The sequence below is a fragment of the Streptomyces sp. NPDC026394 genome (assembly GCF_055567735.1).
Genome location: NZ_JBVHPX010000012.1, coordinates 35,192 through 54,231 on the forward strand (window position 1 = coordinate 35,192; position 19,040 = coordinate 54,231).

General features: G+C 71.9%; 12 protein-coding genes and 1 pseudogene. 10 read left to right on the forward strand and 3 right to left on the reverse strand.

Going from position 1 to position 19,040, the window contains the following annotated elements; translation table 11 throughout:
• The first annotated feature begins 567 nt into the window (after positions 1 to 567).
• From ACZ4QV_RS25665 to ACZ4QV_RS25675, 3 genes and pseudogenes are all read left to right on the forward strand, one after another.
• On the forward strand, positions 568 to 1,665 hold the full coding sequence (locus tag ACZ4QV_RS25665) for a hypothetical protein (RefSeq protein WP_361638766.1): 1,098 nt from the start codon (positions 568 to 570) through the stop codon (positions 1,663 to 1,665).
• A 279-nt stretch (positions 1,666 to 1,944) separates the two neighbouring features.
• A pseudogene (locus tag ACZ4QV_RS25670) lies at positions 1,945 to 4,545 on the forward strand (PA14 domain-containing protein); the annotation flags it as partial.
• 266 nt (positions 4,546 to 4,811) lie between these two features.
• The gene (locus ACZ4QV_RS25675) at positions 4,812 to 5,156 is read left to right on the forward strand and encodes a hypothetical protein (RefSeq protein ID WP_361153777.1); all 345 of its coding nucleotides are present in this window, start codon (positions 4,812 to 4,814) and stop codon (positions 5,154 to 5,156) included.
• Positions 5,157 to 5,995: 839 nt separating this feature from the next.
• Here the strand turns inward: ACZ4QV_RS25675 and ACZ4QV_RS25680 are convergent.
• Positions 5,996 to 7,267 carry a glycoside hydrolase family 18 protein gene (locus ACZ4QV_RS25680; protein WP_467763456.1) on the reverse strand — a complete coding sequence of 424 codons (1,272 nt, stop codon included), beginning with the start codon at positions 7,265 to 7,267 and terminating at the stop codon, positions 5,996 to 5,998.
• Between the two features lie 529 nt (positions 7,268 to 7,796).
• On the opposite strand from ACZ4QV_RS25680, the gene ACZ4QV_RS25685 reads away from it, so the two are divergent.
• The gene (locus ACZ4QV_RS25685; RefSeq protein WP_361638762.1) at positions 7,797 to 8,969 is read left to right on the forward strand and encodes an acyl-CoA dehydrogenase family protein; all 1,173 of its coding nucleotides are present in this window, start codon (positions 7,797 to 7,799) and stop codon (positions 8,967 to 8,969) included.
• A gap of 110 nt (positions 8,970 to 9,079) precedes the next feature.
• Here ACZ4QV_RS25685 and ACZ4QV_RS25690 read toward each other — a convergent pair whose 3' ends face one another.
• Positions 9,080 to 10,279: a threonine synthase gene (locus tag ACZ4QV_RS25690; protein WP_361153770.1), complete on the reverse strand. Its 1,200-nt coding sequence runs from the start codon at positions 10,277 to 10,279 to the stop codon at positions 9,080 to 9,082.
• Between the two features lie 312 nt (positions 10,280 to 10,591).
• Here ACZ4QV_RS25690 and ACZ4QV_RS25695 point away from each other — a divergent pair, with 312 nt between their 5' ends.
• Together ACZ4QV_RS25695 and ACZ4QV_RS25700 are read left to right on the forward strand one after the other, a co-directional pair.
• Positions 10,592 to 11,782 carry an Rv3169 family protein gene (locus tag ACZ4QV_RS25695; protein WP_361618479.1) on the forward strand — a complete coding sequence of 397 codons (1,191 nt, stop codon included), beginning with the start codon at positions 10,592 to 10,594 and terminating at the stop codon, positions 11,780 to 11,782.
• Positions 11,779 to 12,885 (forward strand): phosphotransferase family protein, encoded by a 1,107-nt coding sequence (locus ACZ4QV_RS25700; protein ID WP_361153767.1) that lies wholly within the window; start codon positions 11,779 to 11,781, stop codon positions 12,883 to 12,885. The genes ACZ4QV_RS25695 and ACZ4QV_RS25700 overlap by 4 nt, the downstream gene beginning before the upstream one ends.
• A gap of 100 nt (positions 12,886 to 12,985) precedes the next feature.
• Here the strand turns inward: ACZ4QV_RS25700 and ACZ4QV_RS25705 are convergent, their stop codons facing one another.
• On the reverse strand, positions 12,986 to 13,408 hold the full coding sequence (locus ACZ4QV_RS25705; protein ID WP_361153765.1) for a hypothetical protein: 423 nt from the start codon (positions 13,406 to 13,408) through the stop codon (positions 12,986 to 12,988).
• A 207-nt stretch (positions 13,409 to 13,615) separates the two neighbouring features.
• Between ACZ4QV_RS25705 and ACZ4QV_RS25710 the strand changes: the two genes are divergently transcribed.
• The 4 genes from ACZ4QV_RS25710 to ACZ4QV_RS25725 all read left to right on the forward strand — a co-directional run bounded on the left by ACZ4QV_RS25710 (position 13,616) and on the right by ACZ4QV_RS25725 (position 18,861).
• Complete coding sequence (locus ACZ4QV_RS25710) at positions 13,616 to 14,056, forward strand: Lrp/AsnC family transcriptional regulator (RefSeq protein WP_026170119.1); 441 nt, start codon at positions 13,616 to 13,618, stop codon at positions 14,054 to 14,056.
• 175 nt (positions 14,057 to 14,231) lie between these two features.
• Positions 14,232 to 15,872, forward strand: a complete 1,641-nt coding sequence (locus tag ACZ4QV_RS25715; protein WP_361153763.1) for an amidohydrolase — start codon at positions 14,232 to 14,234, stop codon at positions 15,870 to 15,872.
• A gap of 620 nt (positions 15,873 to 16,492) precedes the next feature.
• On the forward strand, positions 16,493 to 18,106 hold the full coding sequence (lnt, locus tag ACZ4QV_RS25720; RefSeq protein WP_361153760.1) for an apolipoprotein N-acyltransferase: 1,614 nt from the start codon (positions 16,493 to 16,495) through the stop codon (positions 18,104 to 18,106).
• Positions 18,103 to 18,861 (forward strand): polyprenol monophosphomannose synthase, encoded by a 759-nt coding sequence (locus ACZ4QV_RS25725; protein WP_361153757.1) that lies wholly within the window; start codon positions 18,103 to 18,105, stop codon positions 18,859 to 18,861. Before lnt ends, ACZ4QV_RS25725 begins: the two co-directional genes overlap by 4 nt.
• Positions 18,862 to 19,040: the final 179 nt, after the last annotated feature.

Genomic DNA, 19,040 nt, shown 5'->3' on the forward strand with positions numbered 1-19,040 from the left:
CCCACTTTGCACAAGATCACCAAGCAGGCACTCATACCTGCCTTGACCACCATCTCCCTGCTGGCCGCGGGGTGTTCGTCGGCCGGTAGCGGGCAATCCGGCAGTGCCGGTGGCGCCGGTGGTACCGCCGAGGCCGCCGGTACCGGTGACGGCGCTGAGAATGCCGCGGCCCCGACCGCCGAATTGGACGCTGCGGCCGACACTGCCAAGGGTGGCAGCGCAGGCGGCGGGCGGCGGCTGCCGGTCACCGCGGCCCCGGCGCCGTCCACTCCGGCCGGCGCCACCGCCGTGGCACGTCCCTCCCGTGACGGGCGTGTGGCGCACAAGTCCTCGCTGCGGGTCGCCTCGTACGACCGCCACAGCGGGCGCGCGGTCATCGCCGGCCCGGCGGCGGTCTCCCCGAAGAAGCCTCCGGTCGCCTCTGCGCCCTCGTCCACCCCCACGTCATCCGCCCTCGTGCCTTCCGCCGATGCCGGTTCCGGTCCCGATTCCGGTTCCGAGGGGCGGCCCCGGAAGCTTCCCGAGCTGCCCAAGCCCACCGCTCCCGCTCCCGGGAAGAATTCGGCTGTGGCTGTCGGTGACGTCATCGCGAGCGCGCCCGCCCCCGGCGCCCCCGACGGTGTACTGGCCAAGGTCACCAAGGTGCTGGCCACGACGCGCCAGGGCACGGAGGTCAACACCGCCCCAGCCACGCTCGACGCGCTGCTGGGCAAGGACGAGGCGGACGGGAAGGTGCCCGTCGATCCGGCGGGCATCTCGGTCGAGCCGCTGGTCAAGGGCGTAAAGGTGTCCTGGGCGAAGAACGGCGAGCGCCGGTTCGGCCCCCATGGCGCCACGCTGCCCCTGGGCAGTCTGCGCCTCGACGTCGGCGCGTCGGTCGCCACCGCCGAGGGCGCCCCGGCCAGTGCCGCCGCCTCGGTCTCCGGCTTCGTCCAGCTCTCCCCGAAGGTGGAGTTCGGCTACAACGGCAACCGTACCCACGCGGACTCCGCCGACTCCGGCACCGCCACCGGCACGGCTCCCCGCGGCGCGTACATCGGACTTTCGGGTGACTGGTCCTCCCAGTGGAGGTTCAAGGGGCAGGCCGCCGCGTCGACCGGCAAGGACAAGCCGCTGCGGATGCCGTTCGCCAAGCTGCACGCGGACCCGGTCATCCAGGTCGGCCCGGTACCCGTCGTCGTCAACCTCGATCTCACCTGCTATCTCGCGGTGGAGGCCGACGGCAGGATCAGTGTCGATGTCAAGCAGGACCTCAAGGGCGGCTTCCGGGTCGGTGGGAGTTACACCTGGGCCGAAGGCTGGAAGCCGGTCAGCGAATCCGGCCTGACCGCCACCCCGGTGCAGGCCACCGTGACGGCAGCGGGCCGCGTCAAGGCCGCGCTCGGCGCCGAAGCGGGCGTCGGCCTGTACGGCATGGCCGGGGTGAGCGCCGACCTCGCTCCGTACCTGCGCGGTGAAGGCGGTGCCGTGATCGCCGGCTCCTCCGACGGAAAGGGCTCCGCCACGGCCGACTGGAAGGCTTTCGGAGGACTGGATCTGTCGGGTTCGCTCCAGACCCAGCTGACGGTCTTCGGTACCCCGCTCTTCCAGAAGCGCATCCCGCTGGGCACCCTGCACCGAGAGTGGCAGCTCGCCGCCGGCCGTCTTTCGTCCGCCGCCCGCTAGCCGTACGTCGTCCGACCGACACGGCTCGGCACGTTGCCGTCTTGCCGCCTTGCCCGTACCGCCCCGGTGGTACGGGCAAGGCGGCACTCCGGCATCCGGCATCCGGCGTCCGGTATCCGGTGACTGGCGACTGGTCGGCCTCGATGAGCGGTGCCCGGCTGGGCAATTGCCGTGTAGAACTGTTGTTTTGCGGTGCGGAGTGTGTCTAACTGTTTGACTATGTTTCCTTCTTCGCGTGGCCTGAGCCCGCGTGTCAGAGGTCCCCACTGGAGACACCGCATGAGGCGCCCTCGGCGCTCCTTCTCCCACCTGCTGTTCAGCGCATTACTGTTCGCCTTCGCCGTATCGCTGCCCGTCAGCAGCCTCGCGCCGCCCGCGCGGGCGGCGGAAACCCCGAGCGCGGACGAACACGGCCTCAAAGGCGAGTACTTCCGGATGTCCGCGCCCGGTGCCCGCGACTTCGCCGAGCTCGGCGGGACGACCGTGGAACCGGCCGTCGACTTCCCGGACCTGAGCTCCGTCTTCCGCTTCGCCGCCGGGCGCACCGAACACACCACGGCGCGGTGGAGCGGCAGGATCGAGGTGCCCGAGAGCGGGAAGTTCACCTTCTTCGCCAAGGGGGACAACGGCTTCCGGTTCTTCATCGACGGCAAGCCGGTCATCGACCACTGGTTGCCCGACTGGGACGTCGAAGTCAAGAGCGAACCCCTCGAACTCACCGCCGGCCGGCAGTACGACTTCCGGTTCGAGATGTTCCAGGACACCGGCGGTTCCAACATGGTGCTGAGCTGGCAGAGTCCGGACGTCAAGAGGCAGCCGGTCCCGGAGTCGGCCTTCACCCTGCCGGACGGCTTCGAGCCGTATCCGGTGGACCTCACCGTCGGCGCCGACGGGCGCCGGCTGCGGGCGACGTTCGAGGGCGAGGTCCATGGGGCCGAGGCGCTCAAGGACCACCTGATGCTGGAGGTCGACACCACGCAGATGCCTGTGGAGTCGGTCGTCGGGGACGGGAACGACCCGCGCTCCGTGGTCCTCACACTGGCCGGGCCCGTCCAGAAGGGGCAGCGGGTGCGCTTCGGCTACGACGGCAAGGGCGGGCTCACCAGCGGCGGGAAGCCCGTCCCCGTGGTGATCCGCGCTGTCGGGAACCTCTCCACCCACCGGCTGATCACCGAGTGGGGCGACAAGATCGATCCGAACAACCCGCTGCCCGAGTACCCCCGCCCGCAGGAGAAGCGGGCGGCGTGGCAGAACCTCAACGGCCGTTGGGAGTTCGTCGGCGCCCGTAAGGACGAGCAGCCCCCGTTCGGCAAGCGGCTGGCCGAAACGGTCACGGTGCCGTTCCCCGTCGAGTCGCAGCTCTCCGGGATCGAGCGGCACGAGGACCACATGTTCTACCGCAGGCTTGTCACCGTCCCCAAGAGCTGGCACGTCGGCAACGCGCGACGCCTCAAACTCAACTTCGGCGCCGTCGACTACGAGGCGCGGGTATGGGTCAACGGCAAGCAGGTGGCCCGGCACACCGGCGGTTACACCGGATTCAGCGCCGACATCACCGACGCGCTGAAGAAGAGCGGCCAGCAGGAGATCATCGTCGGCGTCACCGACACCGGCGGCGCCAACCAGCCGAAGGGCAAGCAGACGCCGCACCCCGGGGGCATCTTCTACACCCAGTCCTCCGGCATCTGGCAGACCGTCTGGATGGAACCCGTCGCCAGGACGGCCGTCGACAGGATCGTCAGCTCTCCCGACATCGGCAGCAGCACTCTCAAGGTGACGGCGGAGTCCCACAACGCTTCCTCGCGGGCGAAGGTCACGGCCGTGGCGCGTGACAAGAAGGGGCGGGTGGTCGGCAGGGTCACCGGAGCGGCCAACACCAGCCTGAACCTGAAGGTGCGGAACCAGCACCTGTGGTCGCCGGACGACCCCTACCTGTACGACCTCGAAGTCACCCTGCGCGACGGTGGGCCGAAGGACTCCGTCAAGAGCTACTTCGGGATGCGCTCCATCGGCGTAGAGAAGGTCGGCGGCCACCCCAAGCTCGTCCTGAACGGCAGGCCCTTCTTCTCCCTCGCCATGCTGGACCAGGGCTTCTGGCCGGACGGCCTCCACACCCAGCCCAGCGACGCCGCGCTCCGCTTCGATCTGGAGGGACAGAAGCGGCTCGGCTTCAACGCGGTGCGCAAGCACATCAAGGTCGAGTCGCCCCGGTGGTACTACCACGCGGACCGCATCGGACTGCTGGTGTGGCAGGACTTCGTCTCCGGCACCATCGCCGACGAGCGGGGGCAGCAGGCGTTCACCGACCAGGGCAAGGAGATGATGAAGCAGACGCACAACTCACCGGCTGTCGGCGGCTACGTCGTCTTCAACGAGGGCTGGGGCGAGTGGGACCGCGCCGCCACCGGCCGGCTCGCCGAGGCCGTCAAGGCGACCGACCCCACACGCATCGTCAACGCGCACAGTGGCGTCAACTGCTGCGACTCCAAGGGAGATTCGGGCAAGGGCGACATCATCGATCACCATGACTACAACAACGTCGACCCGCCCGCACCCGACGACCGCCGGGCCGCCATGGACGGCGAACACGGCGGCTTCACCTTGCGCACCCCCGGCCACATGTGGCCCGGCACCCCCACCGTGATCTACAGCGGGGTGGCCGACCCGGAGGCGCTGACCCGGAAGTACGTCGACAACACCCGGCGGTACTACCTGCGCCAGGCAGGCGAGCAACTGTCCGGCTCGGTCTACACGCAGGTCTCCGACCTGGAGAACGAACTCAACGGATTCTGGACGTACGACCGGCGCGAGCTCAAGGTCGACCCCGCCCGCATCCGCGCCGTCAACCGCGAGGTCATCGCCGCCGGAGCGGCGGCGGGAGGCTGACGGCCCCGCGCGTCCCGGGTCCTACGACCGGCCCGGGACGCACGGGAGCGCCCGAAGCGCCCTACGCCGGAACGTCGTTCCGCTGTGGACCGCCGCCAGGCGGGGGCGTGCACAGCCAGTGCGCCGACATACCGCCGACACCGTTCGGGGCAATGCAGGCCCGTTTCTCCATCACTCCTGGGGGTGATGCATGGGTGCGCCTCTGCCGAAGGGGGAAGGGGTGCCTGCGGCAACTTTCCCACCTGCAGAAAGACCCGCAGATGCGTCTTCGCTCCGCCATCACCGCCGCCCTCGGTGCTGCCGTGCTCCTGGCCGCCACTCCTGGTTCGGCTTCCGCGGCTACAGGACAGTTCCGTTTCTCCTACGTGACTGTCGAGGGGGACGAGGCCAGCGGCTTCCTCAACAACCCGCCCAGTGGTCGCTGCATCAACCTCCACGGCGTCGGCCAGGAGAACCCGGAGCCCGGCCACTCGCCGAAGAACCGCACCGATGCCTGGGCGACCGTCTTCACCGGCACCGACTGCCAGGGCGACTCCTTCCGCCTGCGGCCACGCACCGGCGGCGCCTCAGAACGCCTCAAGCTGCGGTCGGTCATCTTCAACTGACGCGCACAGACAGAACCGAACGGCATCGTTGCCCCGGCTCGTTAAGCTCTTCGCGGCCGCTCCCGAAAGTATCGACGGGTATAGCGTTCTGGGGTGGAACGGTTTCGTGCGGGGGACCGCGAGGGCCCCCGATCCGGTTGGCAATGCCGCTGGGGGTGGACCGGCACGCGCAGGGACCACTGGAAGAAGGCGAAGAAGGGCAGCGACAAGGCGGGACCACCCCCGCACCCGCGGGGACCACCTCGGCGAGGTGGCCCGCAGAGTCGATGAGCGGGGACCACCCCCGCACCCGCGGGGACCACAAGCCGTGCGCGGCCCTGATCATCTCGGCCGGGGGACCACCCCCGCACCCGCGGGGACCACAGGCCCTGACCAGCGGCTTCAGCAGGCGGTGCTGTGGATTTTACTTACTTTCACGGAATTCGGCATAACCGGCATATGTGGAGGCATTGACGGGCTGGTCCGTTCGGGGTGTGAGCGGGAGGTGGGTCTTGAGGTGGGGAGGGGAGGGTGGCGTGTTTCAGGGGGCTGGGCCTCGGTGGGGCCGTTTCTGCGGCGGCCGAGGGTGTGGTTCCGGCGGTACCCTAACGCGCTTCCGGAGCGTCGGGCTCTGTATTCCCGTGAGGGCGGGATCAGTTCGATGACGTGGCTTGGTCGACCTGGGGTGGGCGGTACAGGGGAGTCTGCGTTGGTAAGGGGAGTTGATGGAGATGGCGAGGCCGGGCCCGTGGAGAACGGGCCCGGCCTCAGCGCCATTGTGCGGAGACTGTCGCTACGGCATTCCCTGACCTTGCGTCTGGCGAGGGGGTGCGCCCAGTCCGGAGGCGCTGCTTGGGTGGCTACTTGATGGACTTGATCAGTTCACCGTTCGCCGTGTCGCCGCTCAGTTCCCAGAAGAACGTGCCGCCCAGGCCCTGCTGGTTCTTGTAAGCCATCTTGGTGCCGATGGTTTCCGGGGTGTCGTAGCTCCACCACTGGCTGCCGCACTTGGCGTAGGCCGTGCCGCCGACCTTGCCGGTTGCCGGGCAGCGGGTCTTGAGGAGCTTGTAGTCCTCGATGCCGGCCTCGTACTTGCCCGGTGCCGCGCCGGTCGCCGTGCCGCCCGGCGCGTCCTGTGTCACGCCCTGCCAGCCGCGTCCGTAGAAGCCGAGGCCCAGCAGGAGCTTGTTGGCGGGGACGCCCAGGGTCTTGAGCTTCTTGATGGTGTCGGTGGTGTTGAAACCGGCCTTCGGGATGCCGTTGTACGGGGTCAGCGGCGAGTGCGGGGCCGTCGGTCCCTTCGCGTCCCAGGCGCCGAAGTAGTCGTACGTCATGGGGTTGTACCAGTCGAGGTACTGCGCGGCGCCCTTGTAGTCGGCGGCGTCCAGCTTGCCGCCGGCCGAGGCGTCGGCGCTGATGGCCGCCGTCACCAGCTTGCTGCCGAACTTGGAGCGCAGCGCCTTGGCGAGGTTGGTGAACGCTTCCCGGCCGCTGGTGTCGCAGGTCAGGCCGCAGGCGTTCGGGTACTCCCAGTCGATGTCGATGCCGTCGAAGACATCGGCCCAGCGCTTGTCCTGGACGAGGTCCAGGCAGGACTGCGCGAACGCGTTGGGGTTCTTGGCGGCCTGGGCGAAGCCGCCGGACCAGGTCCAGCCGCCGAAGGACCAGATCACCTTGAGGTTCGGGTGCAGTTTCTTGAGCTTGCGCAGCTGGTTGAAGTTGCCGCGCAGTGCGCCCGCGTCCCAGGTGTCGGCCTTGCCGTCGACGCTCTGGTCCGCGGTGTACGCCTTGTCGTAGTCGGCGTACGCGTCGCCGATGGTGCACTTGCCGCCCTGGACGTTGCCGAAGGCGTAGTTGATGTGGGTCAGTTTGTCGGCGGAACCGGACGTCTGGATGTTCTTGACGTGGTAATTGCGGTCGTAGACGCCCCAGTTGGTGAAGTAGCCGACGACCTTGTCGCCGGCTGCCTGGGTGGCGGCGGGTGCGGTCGGCGCGGTCGCGGGGGCGGCGCTGCCGGTGGGGTCGGCGGCGGCCGTGCCGGCGAAGAGGGTGCCGGCCAGGGCGGCCGTACACAGCGCGGTGGTGGCGGCGATCAGTCGACGAGGTGATCGCGTACGGATGGGTCTGGGCATGTCGTCTCCTCGGAGGGGGGCGAGGGCGGTGCGGGACGGACACGCGTTCCGAATTGGCATGAACGCGTTGAGTGTTGCGGGGGAGAACGTAGAAGGACTAGACCAGTGTGGTCAATGGTTTGGACCAATTTCGTGGGCGCGTGCGTACAGCCCCCGGCGGCCGGGAGGGGCGGGGGAGTGACGGGAGGGCGTATAGGGGACGGGGGGAGTGACGGGAGGGCGTAAGGGAGGACGTGTGGGGTGGCGTAGGCGGCGGGGAAGGTGGCGGGGTCGAGTTTCGGCCGGGTCTGATGGCGGTGAAGGGCCGCCGGTTCCGGGGCTGACGAAGTTCCGGCCGAGCGGAACAAGATCTCGATCAACCAGTGACGTGAAGCTGTCGATCGGGCATACTCACAGCGCCACAGCTGCAGGTCACCGCCCTCCGCGACCCGGTGGGGGATCATCTGCTGAGCACTGTGCGAATGACCGGCGGCGCCGCCTCACCCTCGCGGGCGCCGTCGCAGCGCCCGACAGGGAGGAGAGCGCCGCCATGACCGAGTACGGCCCCCGGCCGGTGGACCGCAGGCTGCCCACGGAGGAGGCCCGCGATCTGCTGGCCCTGGTGCGGGATCTCCTCGACCGTGAGATCAAGCCGGTCGCCGCCGAGCAGGAGGAAGCGGGACGGTTCCCCCGGGAGACCTTCGCCCTGCTCTCCGAGTCCGGTCTGCTCTCCCTCCCGTACGCGGAGGAGTTCGGCGGCGGAGACCAGCCTTACGAGGTGTACCTCCAGGTCCTGGAGGAGCTGGCGGCCGCACGGCTGACCGTGGGGCTCGGCGTCAGCGTGCACACCCTCGCCTGCCACGCGCTCGCCGAGTTCGGCACGAAGGAACAGCGCGCCGCCCACCTGCCCGCCATGCTCGGCGGCGGTCTGCTCGGCGCCTACTGCCTCTCCGAGCCCGCGTCCGGCTCCGACGCCGCCTCCCTGACCACCCGGGCGGTACGGGACGGGGACACCTGGACCCTGGACGGCACCAAGGCGTGGATCACCCACGGCGGTGTCGCCGACTTCTACACCGTGCTGGCGCGGACCGGCGACAAGGGCGCCCGCGGCATCACGGCCTTCCTGGTGCCCGGTGACGCGGAAGGGCTGACCGCCGCCGCGCCCGAGCGCAAGATGGGCATGAAGGGCTCGCCCACGGCCCAGTTGCACTTCGACGGCGTACGGGTTCCCGACGCGCGCCGTATCGGGGACGAGGGCCAAGGCTTCACCATCGCCCTGTCCGCCCTGGACTCCGGTCGCCTCGGGATCGCCGCCTGCGCGATCGGCGTCGCCCAGGCCGCGCTGGACGAGGCGCTGGAGTACGCCGCATCCCGGCAGCAGTTCGGCCGTCCGATCGCCGACTTCCAGGGCCTGCGCTTCATGATCGCCGACATGGCCACCCAGATCGAGGCCGGCCGCTCGCTCTATCTGGCCGCCGCCCGCCGCAAGGACGCCGGCCTGCCGTTCTCGAAGGAAGCGGCGATGGCCAAGCTGTTCTGCACGGATGCCGCGATGCGCGTCACGACGGACGCCGTCCAGCTGCTCGGCGGGTACGGCTACACGCTCGACTTCCCGGCCGAGCGCTACATGCGCGAGGCCAAGGTGCTCCAGATCGTCGAGGGCACCAACCAGATCCAGCGCATGGTCGTCGCGCGGCACCTGGCGGGGCCCGAGTCCCGCTGAGGGCAGGGGAGGGAATCCGTACGGCGGCTCCGTAGGAAATGGCGGGTCGGGGCGGCGGCGGACGGTCGGAGAGCCGCCCGCCGCGGGGGGCGATGAGCCCCGCGGTGCCGTCACCCGCCCGCCGGGCCGGACCCCAGCTCCTTCATGCCCGTCGCCGTGCCGATCGCCACCACCAGTTCCGGCAGCTCGCGCAGCATCCGGCGGGCGACGGAGACCGCCACGGCGGAGGACGTCTCCAGCAGCAGGCCCTGCTCGGCGAGGCGCCGCTGTTCGGCCACGAACTCCTTCTCGGCCACGGCGACGGCCGTGCCGCCGGACCGCCACAGCGCGTCCAGTCCCTGCCAGCACGGGCGTTCCTCGCCGAGCGAGAAGGCGGCGGTGGGGTGGCTCTCCACACGCGTACGCTCCTGGGCCGCGCGGTCGGCGTGGCGCAGGGCGGCGGTGAAGGGCGCCGCGCCGGCGGGCTCGGCGGCCACCATCCGCGGCACCGCGGACACCAGGCCGGCCGCGGACAGCTCCCGGAAGCCGCGCTCGATCCCGGACAGCAGGTCGGCCCGGCAGGTCGGTACGACGACCGCGCCGATCCGCCGCCCGGCGAAGTCGCGCGCCAGCTCGTACGCCACCGACTTGTAGCCCTCGTCGGCGTACGGATTGCCGCCGGGGGAGGGCGCGGAGAAACTCGTGAGCGGATACCAGCCGTGCTCCTCGACGGCCCGCGCCATCGCGGCGTTGCGGGCCAGGAAACCGCCTTCGCACGGCACCTGCTCGGCACCCAGCAGGTCCATCTGCGCGGCCAGCGCGGGCGGTACGCCCTCGTCGGTGAAGACCACGCACCGCAGCCCGGCCCGGCCCGCGTAGGCGGCCGCCGCCGCGCCCGCGTTGCCGGACGACGCGGCGACGACGGTGTCGGCACCGGTCTCCAGCGCGGCGGCCACGCCCACCGCCATCGCCCGGTCCTTGTGCGAGCCGGTCGGATTGCCGCCCTCGTACTTGACCCACAACTCACTGCCGCACTCCGGCGCGAGCCCGTCGCCGAGCGCGGCCGGGTCGGTGCGCAGCCGTATGGTGGGGGTGTCACCCTCGCCGAGCGTCACCGGCGGGCCGCTGACCGGCAGGGTTTCCGGCCAGCCCCACGGGCCGCCCGGGTACGAGGACAGCTCCAGGCCCGCCAGGTCGGCCAGCGGCGGCATCGCGTTGACCCCGATGTCCTCCGCCGCGCACCGGGGGCAGCCGGTGAAACCTCTCACCTCCAGGCCACAGCGCAGGCAGTGCAGGCTGCTCGGGTCCTGTGCGGCGCCGGCCGTCGTCATGGTGCCCCCTCGTTCCGTCACCGTTATGTCGCCGGTGTCCGCGATGGCTTACGCCTCCCACTGTACGGCGGTGTGTCCGTCGTACAGCGCAGCGGGCGGCTCCGTGTCCGCCGGCAGCCGGGGGAGGGCGGTGCCGTGGCGCGGCGCCGCTTTGGCCCTGGGCTCCTCGTCCGGGCGAGGGCACGGCTATGGTCCCGCGCCTACTCCTGACGTACCGTCAATTCCTGCCGCGGAAACGGTCGCCGCCGAGACGGAACCGCGCGCCCCGGAGGCCACCGGACCGCGCCCGCCCGCGCGTCCAGGAGGTGTCCCGTGACCGACCGGCCGATCGCGCTCGACGAATACCCGGTCCACCAAGTGCCGCTGTCCATGCGGTACGTCGCCACCGGTGACCGCAACGCCTACGACCGCTGCATCTTCCACGTCATGGACCACACCGGCCGCGCACTGCTCGTCGCCGGCCTCGGCGTCTACCCCAACACCGGTGTCATCGACGCCTACGCCACCTTGCGGCTCGGTGACCGTCTGCACGCCGTACGGGCCTCCGACGCGCTCACCGACGACCGCCTGGCCCTCACCGTCGGACCGCTGACGATCACCGTCGACCGGCCCCTCGAACGGCTCCGGCTGCACTGCGCCGCCGACCCGGCCGTCCCCGGCGGGCTCTCCTGCGATCTCGTGTGGCACGCCGCCTTCCCCGCCGTCTGGGAACCGCACCACACCCAGTACCGCGGCGGACGGCTCGTCCTCGAAGGCCGCCGGTTCGTCCAGGCGGGCACCTGCACCGGCACCATCCGCGCCGGCGGCGAGCAACTGACCGTCACGGCGGGGGAGTGGACCGGCACCCGGGACCGCAGCTGGGGCGTGCGGCCGATACCCGGCGAGGACGGCGGGCGGGCCGCCGAGGAGGCGCGGCCGGAGGGCTTCCACTGGATCTGGTGCCCGGTCCGCTTCGACGACCGGTTCGTGATGGTCGTCGTCCAGGAGGACGCCGACGGGCACCGTACGCTCAATGAGGCCCTGCTCGTGCGCAACGGCACCCACGACGTCCAACTCGGCTGGCCGCACGCCGACATCACCTACCGGCCGGGCACCCGCCACCCCGAGCGCGCCGTGCTGCACCTCACCGACCCGTCCCGCAAGCCGCTCGAACTCGCCGCCGAGATCCTCACCTCGTCGCCCCTGGCCGTCGGCGCGGGTTATCCGCCCGCCGACGACTGGCAGCACGGTACCTGGCGCGGACGCGGCTGGACCGACCGCCGCACCTACGACCTCGCCGACCCCGCCGCCCATCCGCGGGCGGCCCACGGGGTCACCGATCACGCGGCCCGCTTCACGCTCGACGGCCGTACCGGGTACGGGATCTTCGAACACGGCAGCTTCGGCCGCCACGATCCCAGCGGGTTCAGGGGACACGCCGACGTGGCGGCGGCCGCCGGGGCACCGCCCGAGGCGGCACCGGACCGTCCGGAGGCGCCGGCCTCCCCGGAGGGGCGGTCATGAGCGGTGCGTCCCGGCCCCGCACCACCACCCGCGACCCGGTCGAGCTGACCCGGCGGCTGTCGGCGTGGCTGGCCACCCGCCTGCCCGGTGCCCGCGCGGTCTCCGCGACCGTCCCCGCCTCCAACGGCATGTCCAGCGAGACCCTGCTCTTCGACATCGACCACCCCCGTCCGCCCGTCCGCTCCTGCGCCTTGCGCCTGGCCGCCGACCCTGCCGCTTACACGGTATTCCCCACCTATGACATGGCCCGCCAGTACCGCACGCTGCGCCTGGTGGCCGAGCACACCGACGTGCCCGTGCCGCGCACCCTGTGGCTGGAGGAGGACCCGGGGCCGCTCGGCGCGCCGTTCTTCGTGATGGAGCGCGCCGAGGGCCGCGTACCGCCGGACGTCATGCCTTACACGTACGAGGGGAGTTGGCTGCACGCCGCTACCGACGCGCAGCGCGCGGACCTGGAAGCGGGCACGGTCTCCGTCCTCGCCCGGATCCACGACCAGGTGCCCGTCGGGGAGACGGAGTTCCTCGCCCTGCCCGGCGGCGGGAGCGCACTGCGGCGGCATGTGACGGCCCAACGGGCGTACTACGCCTGGGTCGTCGCCGGACAGGAGCCGTCCCCGCTGATCGAGCGCGGCTTCGCCTGGCTCGCCGACCACTGGCCGACGGAGCCGGAAGAAGCCGACGAGACCGTACTGACCTGGGGCGACGCGCGGATCGGCAACATCGTCTACGACGGTTTCACGCCCGCCGCCGTGCTGGACTGGGAAATGGCCGTGCCCGGCCCGCGCGAACTCGACCTCGGCTGGCTGATCTATCTGCACCGGTTCTTCCAGGACTTGGCGGAGAGCGGCGGTCAGCGGGGGCTGCCCGGTCTGCTGCGCCGCGACCATGTGGAGGAACGATACGCCCGGCTCGCCGGTCACCCACCGCGCGCCATGGACTTCCACATCCTCTACGCGGCCCTGCGGCACGCCGTCGTCATGCTGCGCGTGGCGTACCGCCAGGTCCATTTCGGGGAGATGCCCGCACCCGCCGACCCGGACGCGCTGATCATGCACCGGGCCGCACTGGAGGCGATGATCGAGGGCCGCTACCGGCACTGGTGAGGGCCGTCACGGAGGCCGGGCAGTGGTGCCGCGGCGCTCCGGAAGCGGTGCCGGGACGGCGCGGGAGCGGCCGTCCGCTCCCGCCGGACGGACGCGGGCCTCAGGGCCGGCGCATCCGGGGCACGCGTGTCGGCCGCGTACCCGGCCCGCCCACGTGCGAGAACGGCTGCCGGCGCCAGTCCAGCCCCTCCGGCAGGGTCAGCAGCACGCCGGCGTCCTGCTCCTGGGCCTCCAGCGAGTCGTCCGCCGCGGGAGCGTCGGCCACCGGCCGCCCCGAGCCCTCGCACACCGACAGGCAGAACGGGTTCCAGGGCGTCGGGCACAGCGCGTGCTCGGGCAGGGTGTCCTCGTCGGCCAGCATCGCGATCGGCTGGGCGCAGTCCGGGCAGGTCACCCGGAAGATCTCCATGGTCTCGAAGGAGTCGTACGGATCGTCCTCGCCGGCGAAGCCGGGACCGTCGTCCTCCTGGGCATCGAGGCCGAGCGGCACGGATTCGGTCTTCAGACGTCGCATGATGGTCATCCCCCTCGGGTGGGCCGTACGGGCCGCCGGCTTCCTGTGACGGGCGGCTCGGCCAAGACCAGCAATTCCCCTCATGCCCCGCGCATAATCGCCTAGCCCCGCAGGATACGGGGGCACACGTGTGGCGTTGGTCACACGGGCAGCGCGGGCGCGTCCACGATCCGGCGTACGGTGCGCACACGCGCCCGAGCACAGTAGGTTGATCGGGTGGAGGAGTTGGACCGACAAATCGTGGATCTGCTCGTCAAGGACGGGCGGATGAGCTACACCGACCTGGGCAAGGCCACCGGCCTGTCCACTTCGGCGGTGCACCAGCGGGTGCGCCGCCTGGAGCAGCGCGGTGTCATTCGCGGCTATGCCGCCATCGTGGACCCGGAGGCGGTGGGGCTGCCGTTGACCGCGTTCATCTCGGTGAAACCCTTCGACCCCAGCGCCCCGGACGACATCGCCGACCGTCTGGCCGAGGTGCCCGAGCTGGAGGCGTGTCACAGCGTCGCGGGTGACGAGAACTACATCCTGAAGGTGCGGGTGGCCACGCCCCTGGAGCTGGAACACCTGCTGACCCGTATCCGCACGCTGGCCGGGGTCTCCACCCGGACCACGGTCGTGCTCTCCACGCCGTACGAGGCCCGGCCGCCGCGCATCTGACGCCCGCCGGGGCGCACGGGCACCCGTCCGGCGCGCACCGGCACCCGCCCGGGGCGCCCGAGGCGTGTGCCCCGGGCGTGCGCCGGGCCCAGGACGCTCCGGCGCGCGGGCGCCGCGCGTCAAGATCCTGACCCCGCGCGCGGGCCCGCCGCCCGCAGGGGCCAAACTGTCCGCTATGAGTGAGCGCACCCCCGGCCCGGCCCGGCCCCGTACCGTCCTGCTGCGCGGTGGAGAGGTCCACAGTCCCGCCGACCCCTTCGCCACCGCCATGGTGGTCGAGGGCGACAGCATCGCCTGGGTGGGCGAGGAGGGCGCCGCCGACTCCTTCGCCGACGGCGTGGACGAGGTCGTCCACCTCGACGGCGCGCTCGTCACCCCCGCATTCACGGACGCACACGTGCACACGACGGCCACCGGCCTCGCACTCACCGGCCTGGACCTGTCCGCAGCCCGTGCGCTCCCGGACGCGCTGGCCCGGGTACGGGAGTACGCGGCAGCCCGCCCGGCCGACCGGATCCTCCTGGGGCACGGCTGGGACGCCGCCGCCTGGCCCGAGGGCCGGCCGCCGTCCCGCGCCGAGCTGGACGCGGCCACCGGCGGCCGCCCGCTCTACCTGACCCGGGTCGACGTGCACTCCGCGGTCGTCACCACCGCCCTCCTCGACCTCGTCCCCGGCATCCGTGACCTGCCCGGATTCCATGCCGAGCAGCCGCTGACCGGCGACGCGCACCACGCCGTGCGGGCCGCCGCGTACGCCACCGTCACCCCCGCCCAGCGCGACGCCGCCCAGGCCGCGGCCCTGGCCCACGCGGCCTCCCGGGGCATCGGCACCCTCCACGAGTGCGCGGGGCCCGACATCTCCAGCGAGGACGACCTCACCGCCCTGCTGGCCCGCGCCGCACACGGGCCAGGGCCGCGCGTCGTCGGCTACTGGGCCGAGACCGTCACGAGCGCAAAGGACGCCGACCGGATTCGCGCCCTCGGCGCGATCGGCGCCGCCGGTGACCTCTTCGCCGACGGCTCCCTCGGCTCGCACACCGCCCACCTGCACGCCCCGTACGCCGACGCCGGCCACACCGGCACCGCCCATCTGGACGCCGACGCGGTCGCCGCCCACGTCGCGGCCTGCACCGAGGCCGGCCTCCAGGCCGGGTTCCACGCCATCGGCGACGCCGCGCTGACCGCCGTCACCGACGGCGTACGGGCCGCCGCCGACCGCGTCGGCCTGGGCCGGATCCGGGCCGCCCGGCACCGCGTGGAGCATGCCGAGATGCTCACCGAGGCCACCGTCGCGGCCTTCGCCGAGTTCGCCCTCACCGCTTCCGTACAGCCCGCCTTCGACGCGGCCTGGGGCGGCGAGGACGGCATGTACGCCACCCGGCTCGGCGCCGGGCGCGCCCGCACCCTCAACCCGTACGCCGCGCTGCTGCGGGCCGGCGTCCCGCTCGCTCTCGGCTCCGACAGCCCCGTCACCCCGCTGGACCCGTGGGGCACCGTGCGGGCCGCCGTCTTCCACCGCACCCGCGAGCACGGCATCTCCGCCCGCGCGGCCTTCACCGCCCACACCCGCGGCGGCTGGCGGGCGATCGGCCGCGACGACGCGGGCGTCCTGGTGCCCGGCGCACCCGCCGACTACGCGGTCTGGCGCACCGGCGACCTCGTCGTACAGGCTCCCGACGAGCGGGTCGAGCGCTGGTCCACCGACCCCCGCTCCGGCACCCCGGGCCTGCCCGACCTGACCCCCGGCCGGGACCTGCCCGGCTGCCTGTGGACGGTGGTCGGCGGTCGCACGGTGTACGGGCGGCCGAACGAGTGACTTCACGCGGGCGCGTACCCCCTCGGGACGCGCCCGGAGGCGCCTGCCCCACCTGGGAGAGCGGGCGCCGGCCTGGGGCGACGCGAAAACCACGCGGTCCGGGCAACTGTTGACAGCAGACGGTCGGCGGCCGGTAGGTTCGGCCGGGTCCACCACAGGACGTCAGACCGGGAGACCTCCGCGCAGTCGTCGAACGCAGCTGGGCCATGGGACGGTGTGCCGTACCGGCACTCCGCCACTGGGAGCCAGGTCCAGCACCTGCGGAACGGGGACGACGGAAAGGTTTCGTCCGGATGGGGGTCCCTCCCTGCTCGCCGAGAGCCAGGGGGAAGGTGCGACCCGGGTGGGGCCCGGTTGCTCAGTAGACAACGGCTTTCGGTCGACCCGCAGCCAGCGGGTCCCAGGTCGGCCCGAAGGGCGCCGGGCCCCGATCCGCACCGCGGGACGGTGCCCGCTCCCTCTTCCCCGCCGCACGCGGGCGGCGCAGCTCATACCTGTCGGCACCCCCGGTCCGCAATCGCGCGACCCCGTTGTACGGTCTGCACACCACCGCATGACCTGCAAGGAAGGCCGCGACCGTGCCCGACACCACCGCACGACCTGCAAGGAAGGCCGGGACCGTGCCATCGGGCTCCGACACCCCCGCACCAGCCGTGCCAGGGCGCGGCCGCCGGTTCGCGGCGCTGGTCCGCCGCGAGGCGCCGCGTACGGTGCTCGCCGTGCTGAGCGGTCTCGCCCTGGCGCTGGCCTTCCCGCCGTTCGACCTGTGGCCGCTGTCCCTCGTCGGCGTCGCGGCCCTCGGCCTGCTCACCCGTGGCAGGACGGCCCGTCAGGGTGCCTGGACCGGGCTCGCGTTCGGGCTGCCGTTCTTCTTCATGCTGCTGAAGTGGCTGCACGTCGTCGGCTGGGACGCGGTGTTCGGGCTGGCCCTCGTGCAGGCTCTGTACACGGTCCTGCTCGGTGCGGGCCTCGCCGTCACCTCCCGTGTGAAGTACGCGCCCGTATGGGCCGCCTGTCTGTGGGTCACCGAGGAGTGGGTCCGCGACCGGGTGCCCTTCGGCGGCTTCCCGTGGGGACGGCTCGCCTTCGCCAACACCGGCTCGCCCTTCACCTCGCTCGCGGCCCTGGGCGGCGCGCCCCTGGTGACCTTCGCCGTCGCCCTGAGCGGCGCTCTGCTGGCCGCGGCGGCCGTCGTCCTGTGGCGGCTGCGCCGCGGGCCCGGCAGGTCGGTACGGGCGGCCCTGCCCGCCGTGGTGGCCGTCGGCCTGGCCGCCGCGGTCACGGTGTCGGGACTCCTGGTCCCGGTGCACACCGACGCGGACGACCGGGTGGACATCGCCGTGGTCCAGGGCAACGTGCAGCGGCCCGGCATGGACTTCCTCGGCCGCCCGATGCAGATCCTGGACAACCACGCCACCGCCACGGAGCAACTGGCCGCCGACGTGAAGGCGGGCAAGGCCAGGAAGCCGGACCTGGTGATCTGGCCCGAGAACGCCTCGGACCTGGACCCGTTCCGCTACCCGCAGGCGTACGACCGTATCGACGAGGCGGTCAAGGCGATCGGTGTTCCCGTCCTCGTCGGCGCCCTGGTCGACCACCCGGACAAGCCGGGCTACGTCTTCAACCAGGGCATCGTCTGGGACCCGAAGAAGGGCCCCGGCGCCTCGTACACCAAGCAGCACCCGGTGCCGTTCGGCGAGTACGTGCCGTTCCGGGAGCAGCTCAGCAAGATCATTACACGGTTCCAGCGGGTGCCGCGCGACTTCTACCCCGGCGACCACACCGGCGTCCTCGACCTCGGGTCGGCCCGGCTCGGCGACGTCATCTGCTTCGAGGTCGCCTACGACGAGATCGTCCACGACACCGTGAACGCGGGCGCCCGCGCCCTCGTCGTGCAGACCAACAACGCCACCTACGGCCGCACCGGACAGCCCGAGCAGCAGCTCGCGATGTCCAAGCTGCGCGCCGTGGAACACGGCCGTGCCGTCGTCACGGCGGCCACCAGCGGGATCAGCGCGGTGGTGGCACCGGACGGTACGGTCACCCACAAGATCCCGGAGTTCACCCGAGGGGTGCTGCAGGCGAGCCTGCCGCTGCGTGACGAAAAGACGGTGGCCGACCGCGTCGGTGCCATTCCCGAGTGGGTGCTCGCTATCGTGGGGCTTCTGTCCTGCGTCGCCGCGACAGTCATCGGCCGGCGCGGGCGTACGAAGGACGAGAAGGGGCAGCAGTGACAGACGGCGGTCAGCGGAAGTACGGTCCGCTCGGGACCACCTTGGTGATCATTCCGACCTACAACGAGGCGGAGAACATCAAACCGATCGTCTCGCGGGTACGGACCTCCGTGCCCGAGGCGCACATCCTCGTCGCGGACGACAACAGCCCGGACGGTACGGGCAAGATCGCCGACGAGCTGGCGGCGGCGGACGACCATGTCCAGGTGCTGCACCGCAAGGGCAAGGAAGGGCTCGGCGCCGCCTATCTGGCGGGCTTCCGCTGGGGCATCGAGCACGGTTTCGGTGTCCTGGTGGAGATGGACGCGGACGGCTCCCACCGCCCCGAGGAGCTGCCGCGGCTGCTCACCGCCCTCAAGGGCGCCGACCTGGTGCTCGGCTCCCGCTGGGTGCCCGGCGGCCGGGTGGTCAACTGGCCCAAGCACCGCGAGTACCTCTCCCGCGGCGGCAGCACGTACTGCCGGGCCATGCTGGACGTACCGCTGCGCGACGTCACCGGCGGCTACCGGGCCTTCCGCAAGGAGACCCTGGAAGGGCTCGGCCTGGACGAGGTCTCCTCGCAGGGCTACTGCTTCCAGGTCGACCTGGCGCGCCGCGCCGTCGAGAGCGGCTTCCACGTCGTCGAGGTCCCCATCACCTTCGTCGAACGCGAGCGCGGCGACAGCAAGATGAGCAAGGACATCGTGGTGGAGGCCCTGTGGCGGGTCACCGGCTGGGGCGTCGGCTCCCGGGTGAACAAGCTCCGCGGACGCTGAGAGCGGGGCGCCGGGCTCCCGGGAGGGGCCCGGCCCTCGCCCCCGGCTGCTGTCGGCCCCGGCCGACGGCAGCGGGCGCGCCCGACGTTCGCGAGCGCACACACTAGGCCGGTCGGGCGGAGTCTTCCGGACCCGGCCGGGCATCATCACCACGACCGAGTTTTGCGGTCACATGATCG

Bases quoted from the DNA above. Each gene is read 5' to 3' on its own strand.
- ACZ4QV_RS25705 (WP_361153765.1), bottom strand. From the start codon at position 13,408: ATGACCATCATGCGACGTCTGAAGACCGAATCCGTGCCGCTCGGCCTC.
- ACZ4QV_RS25715 (WP_361153763.1), top strand. From the start codon at position 14,232: ATGAGTGAGCGCACCCCCGGCCCGGCCCGGCCCCGTACCGTCCTGCTG.
- ACZ4QV_RS25690 (WP_361153770.1), bottom strand. From the start codon at position 10,279: ATGACGACGGCCGGCGCCGCACAGGACCCGAGCAGCCTGCACTGCCTG.
- ACZ4QV_RS25675 (WP_361153777.1), top strand. From the start codon at position 4,812: ATGCGTCTTCGCTCCGCCATCACCGCCGCCCTCGGTGCTGCCGTGCTC.
- ACZ4QV_RS25685 (WP_361638762.1), top strand. From the start codon at position 7,797: ATGACCGAGTACGGCCCCCGGCCGGTGGACCGCAGGCTGCCCACGGAG.
- ACZ4QV_RS25700 (WP_361153767.1), top strand. From the start codon at position 11,779: ATGAGCGGTGCGTCCCGGCCCCGCACCACCACCCGCGACCCGGTCGAG.
- ACZ4QV_RS25680 (WP_467763456.1), bottom strand. From the start codon at position 7,267: ATGCCCAGACCCATCCGTACGCGATCACCTCGTCGACTGATCGCCGCC.